The following is a 12,492-nucleotide window of genomic DNA, read 5'->3' as shown; positions in this document are numbered from 1 at the left end:
ATGTGGTTCCGATTAATAGGCGGCCGTAAAACGCTCGCGGTGGTGAGCCGGCTTTTCGGTTTCGTCGGCGATCACGACGGCCAGATCCTGAACCGATAAAATGCTGCGTTTGTTCTCATCGAACACCGGATTTTCAAGGCCGAGGCGGTATTTGCCGGTTCGTCCCGTTTCGATTCCGGGATGCATTTCAAAAGCCGGACTGAAGAACGCCCAATCCAATTCCTTTTCCTCGCGGATGATGTTCAGGTAATCACGTGCAGCCGAAGCTCCCGCGTAGTATTCTTTAGGAAAGTCGGGCGTATCGACGGCCTGGACTCCGGGCGCGACGAACAGGCTTCCGCCGCCTCCGATGACGATAAATCTTTCGACACCTGATTGCTTCACCGCTTTCTGAATCGCCTGAGATCCAGAAATGAAATCGTCGTAGATGTTCGGATTCGTCCAACCCGGATTATATGCGCTGATCACCGCGTCGTGACCTGACAAAGCGCTCGCGAGTTCGTCGATATTGGTGACGTCGGCTTTGACCGAAGTTATACTTTCTGTTTCGTCCGACTTCGGATTTCTCGAAATCGCCGTGACATCGTTTCCACGTTGGGCGAGTTCGTTCGCAATGGCGGTTCCCACAAATCCGGTCGCACCGATAATAGCTATCTTCATATTTGCAATAAATTAAGTTACAGTTTAGGGTAAAAAATTTTAGAATGTATCGGCAAAATTACGCAAAGAAACCTCGCTTAGCTGTTTGCTGATGTTATCGTTTAGGTCATCATAAAGGTTTTGAAGGTTCTTGTTGATGCTTTTTCCGACGGGACAATTCGGGTTCGGGTTGTTCTTCGAAAAGCCAAGCGTCACGTTCTCGAACGTCATCCTAAAGATATCCTCGAGCGTAATTCCGGCAGCAGGTTGCAACAAACGCGTACCTCCATTTTTACCTTCTCGGCTCTCTACGATGTTGTTTCTCTTGAGGTTGGCGATTTCCTTTCGCACCAAAACAGGATTCATGTTCAGGCTTCCGGCAATGTACTCGCTAGACAAAAATTCCTCAGGATGCTTGGAAAGCAAAGTGAGAATGTGAAGCGTGATTGCGAATTTACCTGAGATCATTACTGTAATATTTATGTTTACGAAAGTAGGGCTAACGTGTTACCGTTCATCGAGTGCCTATCTAAAATTTCGTTAAAATCGATGAAATGCGTTAAAATCAAACCGCGTACCTTTACGGCGATGGACAGCATTTTTCTTTTATTTATCTGCCTTGGCATAGGCGTCGCGCTCCAATATGTGAAAGCGTTTCCTGCAAACAGCCATGTCGCGCTCAACCAATTCGTAATTTACATCTCGCTTCCGGCATTGGCGCTTTTTTATATCCCGAAGATCGAGATTTCGACCGAATTACTGTTTCCGCTCGGTATTGCGTGGGTCGGATTTTTATTGTCTTGGGCATTTTTCGCGACACTCGCCAAGATTTTCAGGTGGTCGAAAAAACTCACGGGCTGCCTGATCTTACTCGGCGGACTGGGAAACACATCGTTCGTCGGTTTCCCGATAATCGAGGCGCTTTATGGAAAACAAGGTCTGCAGACGGCCATCATCGTTGATCAACCCGGTTCGTTCATGGTCATGGCGACGCTTGGGATCATCGTCGCGGCCCTATATTCGCGCGGCACTCCGAACGCCTCCGACATCGTACGCAAAATCGCGTTTTTCCCACCGTTTGCGGCTTTTGTCGTTGCGATTGGGATGAACATCCTCAAATTCGATTTTTCCGAAATATTGCAGCCCGTGTTCCAAAAACTCGGCGCTACGGTTTCTCCGATCGCGTTGGTCGCCGTCGGACTGCAATTGAAAATCGGAGAACGCAGCCGGCACTGGAGTTTTCTCACGCTCGGTCTTTTCTTCAAGCTTTTCCTGACGCCTTTATTTTTCTTCGTGCTTTATAAATTAGCCTTCGCCGCCGATGGCCAGACCGTCGATGTTTCGATATTGGAATCGGGGATGGCGCCCATGATTACCGCATCGGTTCTCGCGTCGAGCCACGGTTTGAAACCGAAATTGAGCAATATGATGATCGGCATCGGGATTCCGTTGTCATTCGTGACATTGGGATTTTGGTATTGGATTTTAGGCGGATTTTGATTTGGAAACTATATGCGTTAGGGATAGTGGCAATTGTTTGAGCTCTTTTTGCCAAACGTTTCGCCGACATTGTCCATATTTTCCCGCAAAAAAGCGAGTGCCACCAGCCCGGCGCCGGCGTTCAACTGATTTTGCGTTTGCACGATTCGTCCCGCCGGCGCAACGCCCAATAAAAAAAAATAGCAATAGGAATAACTACATCGTTTTCGCTTCCCAATTCCAATAAATTTAACACACTCAGCCACTTACGCGCTTTCCAAAAATTCCTACTTTTAGAGATAACCTCTAAAATATTTACTCATGGCATCATTACGTTTGGGCGACATAGCCCCTGATTTTACTGCGAAAAGCACGCAAGGCACGATTAATTTCCACGAATGGCTCGGCGATTCCTGGGCGGTTTTGTTCTCGCATCCGGCCGATTTCACGCCAGTCTGTACGACCGAACTCGGAACCGTCGCAAAATATATTCCCGAATTCGAAAAACGCAACACGAAAGTCATTGCGCTCTCGGTCGATAATATCGATTCGCACTACCAATGGGTGAAGGACATCAACGAAACCCAAGGCACGACGGTGAATTACCCGATCATCGCCGACGAATCGAAACAGGTCGCGCTGTTGTACGACATGTTGCATCCGAACGCGAGCGAGAACTTCACGGTGCGTTCGGTATTCATCATCGGGCCCGATAAAAAAATCAAGTTGACGATGACGTATCCAAGTTCGACGGGAAGGAATTTCGACGAATTGTTGCGCGTGATCGACAGCCTGCAATTGACGGCTTATCACCAGGTCGCGACGCCCGCAAACTGGAAAGACGGCGAAGATGTCGTAATCGTTCCCGCGGTCTCTGACGAAGATGCGCTCCAGAAATTCCCGAAAGGATTCGAAACCGTAAAACCGTATTTGCGCGTCACGCCGCAACCGAATAAATAAAAACAATCAGTATTTTTGGGACTCAAAACGATTTCCATGAAATTCACCGATATAACGCCAGAAATGATTTCCCAACTCGAAGCTGTAGTTGGGAAATCATTTCTGTTTTTGGACGATGAGACGCGCCGCGATTACGGACACGATGAGACCGAGGATTACAATTTTCCCCCGTCGGTCGTGGTAAAACCTGCAACGCCCGAGGAGATCTCGACCATCTTGAAATTCGCCAACCAATGGAACGTAGCCGTAACTCCGATCGGCGGACGAACCGGTTTGAGCGGAGGCGCATTGCCGATCTACGGCGGCATCGCGTTGTCGATGGAACGCTTCAACAAAATCATCCACATCGACGAGCAGAACTTGCAGGTGATGACCGAACCAGGCGTGATTACGCATACTTTACGCGAAGCGGTGGCCGAGAAAGGCTTGTTTTATCCGCCCGATCCGAGTTCGCTCGGAAGTTGTTTCATCGGCGGAAACGTGTCCGAGAATGCTGGTGGTGCGAGAGCAGTTAAGTACGGCGTCACGAAAGATTATGTGCTCAATCTCGAAGTCGTGCTCCCGAATGGCGAAATCATCTGGACGGGCGCGAACACACTCAAGAATTCGACTGGCTATAATTTGACGCAGCTCATGGTCGGGAGTGAAGGAACGCTCGGCATCATCACCAAAATCGTCATGAAATTGCTGCCCGAAAACAAACACAATATTCTGATGCTCGTTCCTTTTTATGACGGAACACAGGCGTGCGAAGCGGTTTCCAAGATCTTCAAGGCCGGAATCGTCCCAAGCGCGCTCGAGTTCATGGAACGCGACGCGATCGAATGGACGATGAAATTCGTCGACGGCGTGAACGTTCCGCTCAAAGATGGCCTCGAAGCGCATCTTTTGATCGAGGTCGATGGGAATTATCCGGACGTTCTGTTCTCGGAAGCCGAAAAAATCACCGAAGTCGTCGAGCAATTCAACATCGACGAAATCCTGTTCGCCGACACTGAAGATTACAAAAACGCGTTGTGGAAATTGCGTCGCGCGGTAGGCGAGGCCGTAAAGTCGAATTCGATTTACAAGGAAGAAGATACGGTCGTGCCGAGATATGAACTTCCGAAATTGCTCAAAGGCATAAAGTCGATCGGAGACAAGTACGGTTTCAAATCAGTTTGTTACGGGCACGCCGGCGATGGGAACCTGCACGTGAACATCGTAAAAGGCGAGATGCCCGACGAAGCGTGGAAGACTGAAGTTCCAAAAGGAATCCGCGAAATCTTCGAATTGACGGTCGCTTTGAAAGGAACGTTGTCGGGTGAACACGGCATCGGCTATGTCCAGAAAAATTATATGGACATCGCATTCAGCAAAACGTCTTTGTTGCTCATGAAAGGAATCAAGCAGGTTTTCGATCCGAACGGAATATTGAATCCCGGAAAAATATTACCCGACGCGATCTAAGCGACATTCACGCCGAATAGATAGCCGACGAACGCCGACATCAGCATCGCGAAAGTTCCCCAAATGCAAATGCGAAGTACTGACTTGATGATATCCGACCCGCCGACACTCGCGGCGACGAAACCTGAAACGGCCAAAAACACCATCGAAAATCCATATTGGAACCAAATCATATTATTGACGGGTGCGAAAAGGGCAATCAGGAACGGCAACATTCCACCCACAATAAACGATGCAGCCGATGCTCCGGCCGCCAATAGTGGACGCGCTTGGGTGATTTCGTTAATGCCAAGTTCGTCTCGGGCGTGGGCTTCGAGCGCATCGTGTTCGGTAAGTTGCACAGCGACCTCTTTCGCAAGTTCAGGCGTTAGGCCACGTCGCTCGTAAATTTTAGCAAGTTCGTGGAGTTCTACCTCGGGCATCGTCTCGAGTTCTTTTTTCTCGCGTATCAGGTCGGCGGTTTCGACATCGCTTTGTGAACTGACCGAAACATATTCTCCGGCAGCCATCGAGAGCGCGCCGGCTACCAATCCGGCCAAAGTCGCCAATATGATGGGCTCGCGCGTCGTGCTTGCGGCCGCGACACCTATCGCGAGGCTCGTAGTTGACAATATGCCGTCGTTCGCGCCTAACACCGCGGCGCGCAACCAACCGCTTCTGTTAACGTAGTGTTTTTCTAACTCCATAAGCGCGTTGCGGTTATTTTTCATTGTTGGGTTCGTCTTCCTCGATGTCGGCCTCGACGCTTCCCTGCTTGTTTAGAAATTCTTCGTATCGGCGCCCATCTTCGCGGTTCTGTCGCACGAGATATACGATCAATACGATTGCGACTATGCTAAATCCTGCAATGATTATCCAACTTGTTGCCATTGTTTTTTTATAAAGATAAATGTGATTTGACAAAAACGAGCTGATATTTATCATGCCAGGCAAACTGTCGACCAAAAAAATACGTCAAATGCCGTATTGCGAACTCTTGGTGAAACCGATATTTTTGGTTTAGACAATAATGTAGTGGAAAAACGCAGTTCATGGAAGAAATGACGTTTATCTTTTGTTTTAGTTTTTTTTTAAAGAAAAACCACCGTGTAGTTGCGGTGGTTTTTACTTTTAATCTTTCTTGTTTTTTTTCTTTTCCTGCTTTTCGGCTCTCTTTTCCTTGATGGTTTTTGCAGGCTCTTTCTTTTGCTCTTTGCGGGCGTCGGTTCCTTTTGCCATAACTTTTGTATTTAGGTTAACGGATTGAAAACGGATTGGTTTCCTGTTTTCGTATGCTAAAAATATAAAAATGCTTTCACATTTTAAAGGCCGAGCTGTTTTTTGGTTTCGGCCGAAATTACATTGTCGAAAACCGCGAGCTGGTCAAGGTCGTCTAGGTTGAAGAACTTCCAGTTTCCACCGGTCGTTTCGTCTTTTACGGCCACGATGAACGAGACGCGTTTCACGTTGATGCTGTTGCGGTTGGGTTCTCCGTAGACTTCCTTCGTGGCCGCGATGTTCTTCCAGTTCGCGACCTCTTTTGCCATCGCATCGGTGTCGAGTTTATCCTCGTAAAAATAACGCGTCGGATTGCGAAACGAGACCACGCAAAAACTTTTTCCGCCGATCGTCTTTTCAGGCCCGACCTGAAAAACAGGAGACGTGAGCTGCAAACGCTTCCTGAACTTCTCGTTCTGATAATCGTTGTCGAGTTTGGCCAGGAACTTTTCGCGCCCGCCGACCTGTTCCACGACTTTCGGATACGTAATTTCAGCGATCGGCTCGAAATCCATGTTGTAATTCGAATCGTAAAGCGTCGAGGCGCCTTTAAGTATTTCCGGATTTTGAGCGCCCGATGTGAATCCGGCCAACATTAAAAATAAGATCAAGAATCGTTTCATTCGTCGTTTGTCGTTTGTCGTTCGTCTTTAGTTATTCGTCTTTCGTCTTTCGTCATTCGTCATTCGTCATTCGTCTTTCGTCTTTCGTCTTTCGTCAAAATTAAAGCCCTAAACTTTTTTTAATATTTGCGTTGAACACCATCGCGAACAATTCCTCGCTATCGTAATTCACAAATTCCCATTCGTTTTTGGTCGACGCGTCCGACACCGCAATCAATGTCGCGTCCCCATCGATGTTCAGGCTATTCGTCGCCTCGTCATACGTGACAGTCGAATACTTGCCCGTGCTTTTCAATCCGTCGATCATATTTTGCACGGCTGCGGCTTCAGGTTTTTGCGCGAGTGTCATCTTCATCGCGCTCTTGTATTTGATCACGCTGAATTTCTTGCCTTCGATTTCTTTGATCGGACCGTACGTGAACACCGGTTTTTGGCTCGGGAAACTTATCGTCATGAATTCGTTCCTGAACATGTTTTCCATAGCCGATGTAAGCGTCGCCTTGTCTACCGACTCGAATACTTTATTGTATGTCAGGTCCATGATGGTTTTGAAATCGGTGCCGGAAGTCGCGGCGTACATTTTCTCGGTGCGCGATTTGAGCGATTCGATCGTTTGTGAGAAACCCGCGGTCACCGCGAGCAGGAAAGCAAAAAGGATTAATTTCTTCTTCATTTGAAAAGGTTTCCATAAATGTAAAAAAAATCCCCGGCTGTTTGGACCGGGGATATTTTTATCGGGAATAAAATCTATTCGTTGACCAAAACCCATTCGCCTGAACCGATCATGGTTTCAGCCTTCTTGAATTTCATGGTTTCGGTTTTTCCGCTCATTACATGTTTGATCGTAACGGTGTCGTTGCGGTTGATTTTCGGCATTTCACGAACGATCGTTTCCGTCACGTTGCGCTGTTGCGTCTGTCCGATTTCACGGCTTGCGGCTGCAGCTTCGTCCGAGTTCGGGATCTCATCTTTCGACGTCGTATAGTTTTCTTTCGGGCGTTGCACTTCGCTCGCTTCCTGGATGTTAGGTTGGTTCTGCTGTGGCAGATCGCCTTTGAAGAGGAACGAAATCACTTCCTTGTTCACGTTGTTGAGCATCGTACTGAACAATTTGAACGCCTCGAATTTGTAGATAAGCAACGGATCTTTCTGCTCGTGGACGGCAAGTTGCACCGATTGTTTCAACTCGTCCATCTTGCGCAAATGCTTTTTCCAGGCTTCGTCGACGATCGCAAGCGTGATGTTCTTTTCGAAATCGGCGATGAGCGCACGGCCTTCGGTCTCGAACGCTTTCTTGAGATCGGTTACGACGTTGAGCGTCTTCACGCCGTCGGTGAACGGAACCACGATACGCTCGAATTGGTTGTTCGGCTGTGTGAATACGTTGCTGATGATCGGGAAAGCTTCGCGGGCGCTGCGTTCCGTTTTCTCAGTATAATAGGCCAAAGCGGCTTTGTAGATTTTTCCGGCGAGCTCTATTTCAGTCGATCTCGAGAATTCGGCCTCGGTAACCGGAGACGTGATTGAAAAATATCGGATCAATTCGAATTCGAAATTCTTGAAATCGCCTGTCTGTTTGTTTTCGGTGGCGATCAATTCGCTCGTGTCGTACATCATATTCGCGATGTCGAGTTTGAGGCGTTCTCCGTGCAACGCGTGACGGCGGCGTTTGTAAACCACTTCACGTTGGGCGTTCATCACGTCGTCATATTCGAGCAAACGCTTACGGATCCCGAAGTTGTTTTCCTCGACTTTTTTCTGCGCCCTTTCGATCGATTTGGTCATCATCGAGTGTTGGATGACTTCGCCTTCCTTCAAGCCCATTCTGTCCATGATTTTCGCGACTCTGTCTGAACCGAACAAACGCATCAGGTTATCCTCGAGCGACACGTAAAACTGTGAACTTCCCGGATCTCCCTGACGACCTGAACGACCTCTAAGCTGACGGTCGACGCGACGTGAATCATGACGTTCCGTACCGATGATCGCCAAACCACCTGCGGCTTTCACTTCGGGCGACAATTTGATGTCGGTACCACGACCTGCCATGTTCGTTGCGATCGTGACGACTCCGGGTTTGCCCGCTTCTTCGACGATCTGGGCTTCCTGTTTGTGGAGTTTAGCGTTCAGGACGTTGTGTGCGACGTTGCGCATCTTGAGCATTCGGCTTAGCAATTCCGAGATTTCGACCGACGTCGTTCCGATCAATACCGGACGACCTTCTGCCGACAATTTCGAAACGTCATCAATCACCGCATTAAATTTCTCACGAACCGAACGATAGATCAAATCCTGGTGATCTTTACGTGCCATTCCGCGATTGGTCGGGATTTCGACGACATCGAGTTTATAGATTTCCCAGAATTCGCCAGCTTCGGTTACGGCCGTTCCCGTCATTCCCGAAAGTTTGCTGTACATCCTGAAGTAATTCTGTAGCGTGATCGTCGCGAACGTCTGTGTCGCCGCTTCGATTTTTACGTTTTCCTTGGCTTCGATCGCTTGGTGCAGTCCGTCCGAATAACGACGTCCGTCCATGATACGGCCGGTTTGCTCGTCTACGATCATGATCTTGTTTTCCATGATCACGTACTCGACGTCTTTCTCGAAAAGCGCGTAGGCTTTCAAAAGTTGCGTGAGCGTGTGGATACGCTCGCTCTTGATGCTGAAATCCTGGAATAGTTTTTCTTTTTCCTCAGCTTCCGAATCCTTGTCGAGGCCGAGTCTCTCGATGCGTGCGATTTCAGTTCCGATGTCTGGAAGCACGAAGAAACTGTCGTCGGTATCGGCTGAAAGATATTTGATTCCGTTGTCGGACAATTCGACCTGGTTGTTTTTCTCTTCGATCACGAAATACAACGCTTCGTCAACCAAGTGCATGTCGCGGTTGTTGTCGGCCATGTAGGTATTTTCAGTCTTCTGGAGCAATTGTTTCACGCCTTCTTCCGAAAGGAATTTGATGAGTGCCTTGTTCTTCGGCAATGCACGGTGAGCGCGCAAAAGATTGAAACCGCCTTCTTTGGTATTTCCTTCAGCAATCAGTCTTTTCGCGTTCGTCAGGAAACTGTTTGCGAGTTGGCGTTGTTCTCCGACCAATTTCTCGATTTTCGGCTTCAATTCGTTGAATTCGTGACGGTCGCCTTGCGGAACAGGGCCTGAGATGATCAATGGCGTTCTCGCGTCGTCAATCAAAACCGAATCGACCTCATCGACGATCGCGTAATTGTGTTTGCGCTGTACCAGATCGGTAGGCGTGTGCGCCATGTTGTCGCGCAGGTAATCGAAACCGAATTCGTTGTTGGTTCCGTAGGTGATGTCGGCTTCGTATGCTTTTCGTCGGGCGTCGGAATTCGGCTGGTGGTTGTCGATACAATCAACGGTCAAACCATGGAATTCGAACAAAGGCGCTTTCCACGTGCTGTCACGCTTGGCCAAATAGTCGTTCACGGTTACAAGGTGGACACCGTTTCCGGTAAGCGCGTTCAAGTAGAGTGGAAGCGTCGCGACGAGCGTCTTTCCTTCACCCGTCTGCATCTCTGCGATTTTACCTGAGTGCAAAACCATACCACCGATAAGCTGCACATCGTAATGGATCATGTCCCAAGTAATGGCTTTTCCGGCAGCGCTCCATGAATTGGCCCAAACAGCCGTGTCTCCTTCGAGTTCTATATATGTTTTTGTAGCCGAAAGTTCGCGGTCGAGCGGTGTCGCCGAAACGCGCAATTCGGTGTTTTCCTTGAAGCGGCGCGCGGTTTCCTTTACGACGGCGAATGCTTCGGGAAGGATTTCATTCAATACTTTTTCCGACAATTCGTAGGCTTCCTTCTCGAGCGTGTCGATCGCCAAATAAATGTCTTCTTTCTTATCTACGTCCTCAATGGTTTCGGCTTCAAGTTTCAATGACGCGATCTTGGCGTCCTTCTCGGCACGCGCATCGTTGATCTTGGCCTTGAACTTGGTTGTGCGAGCGCGGAGTTCATCGTGGGAAAGCGCAGCAAGCTCTGACTCGAACCCTTTTATCTTGGTGATGTTTCCTTGCAAGGCTTTGACGTCCTTCTCTGATTTGTCGCCTACGAAAACCTTAAGTATGCTATTGATGAAACTCATGATGGATGGTTATATTCTGTTATAAAAGTGTGCAAATTTAAGCAAAAAAAAAGCCTCAAATGAGACTTTTTATGATAGTTTTATTTTCTTAGTATTCGTCCTCGTTCCACAAATAATCCTCGTCTGTGGGATAGTCTGGCCAGATTTCCTCCATTGATTCGTAGATTTCCCCTTCGTCTTCTATCGACTGTAGGTTCTCTACTACCTCAAGCGGCGCACCTGCTCGAATGGCATAATCAATAAGTTCGTCTTTTGTTGCAGGCCATGGCGCATCGCTTAGATACGATGCCAATTCTAATGTCCAATACATCTTATGTCGGATTTAATTTTATGCAAAAATAAATTTTATACTCAAAAAGTCAAGTAAAAATGGATTTATTTTAAAAAAAGTCAAGAACGTCGATTTAAAAACCTGATTTACAAATAGTTAAAATCGTTTGACGCTTAAAAATAAACAAATCCTATTTTCCGGGAATCCACTTTACTTCGTCGGCGTGCAAATCGGCAGACAACTTTCTTGCCAACACGAAAAGATAGTCAGAAAGTCGGTTCAGGTACTTGATCACGAGCTCATCGATGTCTTCGTTGTGCGATAAGTGGACAGAAAGTCGTTCCGCACGCCTGCAGACGCAACGAGCGATATGACAATATGACACGGTGGTGTGTCCGCCGGGGAGTACGAAATGCGTCATCGGGGGCAATTCGGTTTCCATCGCGTCGATTTCATTTTCGAGCAATTCGATGTCCGACTCGGTAATCCTCGGGATGTCGAGGCGCAGTTTTCCATTCTTGAGCACTTCCTTATCGGGCGGCGTCGCGAGAATTGCTCCGGCCGTGAACAATCTGTCTTGAACCCGAACCAGGATTTCCTTATAATGCTCGTTCATCTCCTGGTCTCGGATCAGTCCGATGTGCGAATTTAGTTCATCGACCGTGCCGTAGCTTTCGATTCGGATATGATCTTTTGGGACGCGCGTGCCGCCGAAGAGTGCGGTGGTTCCTTTGTCGCCGGTTTTTGTGTAGACTTTCATTTGTTGTTTAAGCGTTGATTCGTTGATTTGTTTATTTGAAAAAAGGTTGGGATTCACGATTTGGTTTTGCCTTTGGCGGAAGACAATGAATTTACGCGATTTAAAAACTAATCCTTACACCCGAAGACACGCACTCAAATCAACGCATAAACAAATAAACAAATCAACAACTAACCGTTTTTGGTATCGCTCTCAATAACCCCATCGCGCAAACGGATCACGCGATGCGCATACGCCGCGATGTCTTCCTCATGCGTGACCAGAATTACGGTGTTTCCGTTTTTGTGGATCTCGCCGAACAGGTTCATAATTTCGACCGAGGTTTTACTGTCAAGGTTTCCCGTCGGTTCATCGGCAAGGATGATCGAAGGTTTGTTCACCAAAGCGCGCGCGATCGCGACACGTTGGCGTTGTCCGCCTGAAAGCTGGTTGGGCTGGTGATCCATCCTGTCAGAAAGATTTACCTGCGTCAAGACTTCAGTGGCACGGGTGTTTCGTTCGCTTTTGGAGTAGCCTGCGTAGACCATCGGTAAGGCGACGTTATCCAATGCGGTCGTTCGCGGTAAAAGATTAAACGTTTGGAAGACGAATCCGATTTCCTTGTTTCGGATGTCGGCCAATTCATCGTCGTGCATCTTGCTCACGTCCTTTCCGTTCAATATGTAGGAACCTGACGTCGGCGTGTCCAAACAGCCAAGCAAGTTCATCAATGTCGATTTCCCGGAACCCGACGGTCCCATAAGCGCGACATATTCACCTTTTTTTATTTCAAGGTCGATTCCTTTTAAGACGTAAACAATCTCGTTTCCTAAAACGAAATCCCTCTTGATGTCGGTGATTTGGATAAGCGATTCTGCCATGTTGCTGATTTGTGGCCTAAAAGTAGAAAAATTACGGCAACATCAGATTTAAAATTCTTTTGAAATACGGATATCCCAACAATATAGCTA

13 protein-coding genes are annotated in these 12,492 nt (G+C 48.0%); 3 read left to right on the top strand and 10 right to left on the bottom strand.

What is annotated here, in order from left to right; genetic code table 11:
- Positions 1–12: 12 nt before the first annotated feature.
- Together EOO50_RS07030 and EOO50_RS07025 are read right to left on the bottom strand one after the other, a co-directional pair.
- Positions 13–660 carry an NAD(P)-dependent oxidoreductase gene (locus EOO50_RS07030; RefSeq protein ID WP_290838877.1) on the bottom strand — a complete coding sequence of 216 codons (648 nt, stop codon included), beginning with the start codon at positions 658–660 and terminating at the stop codon, positions 13–15.
- Positions 661–699: 39 nt separating this feature from the next.
- Positions 700–1,107 carry an Rrf2 family transcriptional regulator gene (locus EOO50_RS07025; RefSeq protein WP_290838875.1) on the bottom strand — a complete coding sequence of 136 codons (408 nt, stop codon included), beginning with the start codon at positions 1,105–1,107 and terminating at the stop codon, positions 700–702.
- A gap of 81 nt (positions 1,108–1,188) precedes the next feature.
- On the opposite strand from EOO50_RS07025, the gene EOO50_RS07020 reads away from it, so the two are divergent.
- The 3 genes from EOO50_RS07020 to EOO50_RS07010 all read left to right on the top strand — a co-directional run bounded on the left by EOO50_RS07020 (position 1,189) and on the right by EOO50_RS07010 (position 4,527).
- Complete coding sequence (locus tag EOO50_RS07020; protein WP_290838874.1) at positions 1,189–2,139, top strand: AEC family transporter; 951 nt, start codon at positions 1,189–1,191, stop codon at positions 2,137–2,139.
- Positions 2,140–2,439: 300 nt separating this feature from the next.
- Complete coding sequence (locus EOO50_RS07015) at positions 2,440–3,078, top strand: peroxiredoxin (protein ID WP_290838872.1); 639 nt, start codon at positions 2,440–2,442, stop codon at positions 3,076–3,078.
- A 36-nt stretch (positions 3,079–3,114) separates the two neighbouring features.
- A complete protein-coding gene (locus EOO50_RS07010) occupies positions 3,115–4,527 on the top strand; it encodes an FAD-linked oxidase C-terminal domain-containing protein (protein ID WP_290838871.1) in 1,413 nt (470 codons plus the stop codon).
- Here the strand turns inward: EOO50_RS07010 and EOO50_RS07005 are convergent.
- The 8 genes from EOO50_RS07005 to EOO50_RS06970 form a co-directional block, all read right to left on the bottom strand.
- Positions 4,524–5,237 (bottom strand): VIT family protein, encoded by a 714-nt coding sequence (locus EOO50_RS07005; RefSeq protein ID WP_290838870.1) that lies wholly within the window; start codon positions 5,235–5,237, stop codon positions 4,524–4,526. The genes EOO50_RS07010 and EOO50_RS07005 overlap by 4 nt on opposite strands.
- Positions 5,227–5,397, bottom strand: coding sequence for a hypothetical protein (locus EOO50_RS07000; protein WP_290838869.1), 171 nt, complete (start codon positions 5,395–5,397; stop codon positions 5,227–5,229). Before EOO50_RS07000 ends, EOO50_RS07005 begins: the two co-directional genes overlap by 11 nt.
- Positions 5,398–5,828: 431 nt before the next feature.
- Positions 5,829–6,407: a hypothetical protein gene (locus EOO50_RS06995; protein ID WP_290838867.1), complete on the bottom strand. Its 579-nt coding sequence runs from the start codon at positions 6,405–6,407 to the stop codon at positions 5,829–5,831.
- Between the two features lie 100 nt (positions 6,408–6,507).
- Complete coding sequence (locus EOO50_RS06990) at positions 6,508–7,080, bottom strand: hypothetical protein (RefSeq protein WP_290838866.1); 573 nt, start codon at positions 7,078–7,080, stop codon at positions 6,508–6,510.
- A gap of 74 nt (positions 7,081–7,154) precedes the next feature.
- Positions 7,155–10,511, bottom strand: coding sequence for a preprotein translocase subunit SecA (gene secA / locus EOO50_RS06985; RefSeq protein ID WP_290838865.1), 3,357 nt, complete (start codon positions 10,509–10,511; stop codon positions 7,155–7,157).
- An 88-nt stretch (positions 10,512–10,599) separates the two neighbouring features.
- Positions 10,600–10,821 carry a DUF2795 domain-containing protein gene (locus EOO50_RS06980; RefSeq protein ID WP_022828503.1) on the bottom strand — a complete coding sequence of 74 codons (222 nt, stop codon included), beginning with the start codon at positions 10,819–10,821 and terminating at the stop codon, positions 10,600–10,602.
- A 151-nt stretch (positions 10,822–10,972) separates the two neighbouring features.
- Positions 10,973–11,542 (bottom strand): cob(I)yrinic acid a,c-diamide adenosyltransferase, encoded by a 570-nt coding sequence (locus EOO50_RS06975; protein ID WP_290838864.1) that lies wholly within the window; start codon positions 11,540–11,542, stop codon positions 10,973–10,975.
- A 170-nt stretch (positions 11,543–11,712) separates the two neighbouring features.
- Positions 11,713–12,402, bottom strand: a complete 690-nt coding sequence (locus EOO50_RS06970; protein ID WP_290838863.1) for an ABC transporter ATP-binding protein — start codon at positions 12,400–12,402, stop codon at positions 11,713–11,715.
- Between the last annotated feature and the right edge of the window lie 90 nt (positions 12,403–12,492).

This window comes from Flavobacterium sp., from assembly GCF_004211145.1.
In the GTDB taxonomy this organism is placed as follows: domain Bacteria; phylum Bacteroidota; class Bacteroidia; order Flavobacteriales; family Flavobacteriaceae; genus Flavobacterium.
The sequence above is the reverse complement of the archived record's forward strand: the minus strand, read 5'-3'. Positions and strand labels throughout refer to the sequence as shown.

Excerpts from the sequence above, each read along its gene's own strand:
- EOO50_RS07030 (WP_290838877.1), bottom strand. The coding sequence starts at position 660 with ATGAAGATAGCTATTATCGGTGCGACCGGATTTGTGGGAACCGCCATT.
- EOO50_RS07025 (WP_290838875.1), bottom strand. The coding sequence starts at position 1,107 with ATGATCTCAGGTAAATTCGCAATCACGCTTCACATTCTCACTTTGCTT.
- EOO50_RS07020 (WP_290838874.1), top strand. The coding sequence starts at position 1,189 with ATGAAATGCGTTAAAATCAAACCGCGTACCTTTACGGCGATGGACAGC.
- EOO50_RS07015 (WP_290838872.1), top strand. The coding sequence starts at position 2,440 with ATGGCATCATTACGTTTGGGCGACATAGCCCCTGATTTTACTGCGAAA.
- EOO50_RS07010 (WP_290838871.1), top strand. The coding sequence starts at position 3,115 with ATGAAATTCACCGATATAACGCCAGAAATGATTTCCCAACTCGAAGCT.
- EOO50_RS07005 (WP_290838870.1), bottom strand. The coding sequence starts at position 5,237 with ATGAAAAATAACCGCAACGCGCTTATGGAGTTAGAAAAACACTACGTT.
- EOO50_RS07000 (WP_290838869.1), bottom strand. The coding sequence starts at position 5,397 with ATGGCAACAAGTTGGATAATCATTGCAGGATTTAGCATAGTCGCAATC.
- EOO50_RS06995 (WP_290838867.1), bottom strand. The coding sequence starts at position 6,407 with ATGAAACGATTCTTGATCTTATTTTTAATGTTGGCCGGATTCACATCG.
- EOO50_RS06990 (WP_290838866.1), bottom strand. The coding sequence starts at position 7,080 with ATGAAGAAGAAATTAATCCTTTTTGCTTTCCTGCTCGCGGTGACCGCG.
- secA (WP_290838865.1), bottom strand. The coding sequence starts at position 10,511 with ATGAGTTTCATCAATAGCATACTTAAGGTTTTCGTAGGCGACAAATCA.
- EOO50_RS06980 (WP_022828503.1), bottom strand. The coding sequence starts at position 10,821 with ATGTATTGGACATTAGAATTGGCATCGTATCTAAGCGATGCGCCATGG.
- EOO50_RS06975 (WP_290838864.1), bottom strand. The coding sequence starts at position 11,542 with ATGAAAGTCTACACAAAAACCGGCGACAAAGGAACCACCGCACTCTTC.
- EOO50_RS06970 (WP_290838863.1), bottom strand. The coding sequence starts at position 12,402 with ATGGCAGAATCGCTTATCCAAATCACCGACATCAAGAGGGATTTCGTT.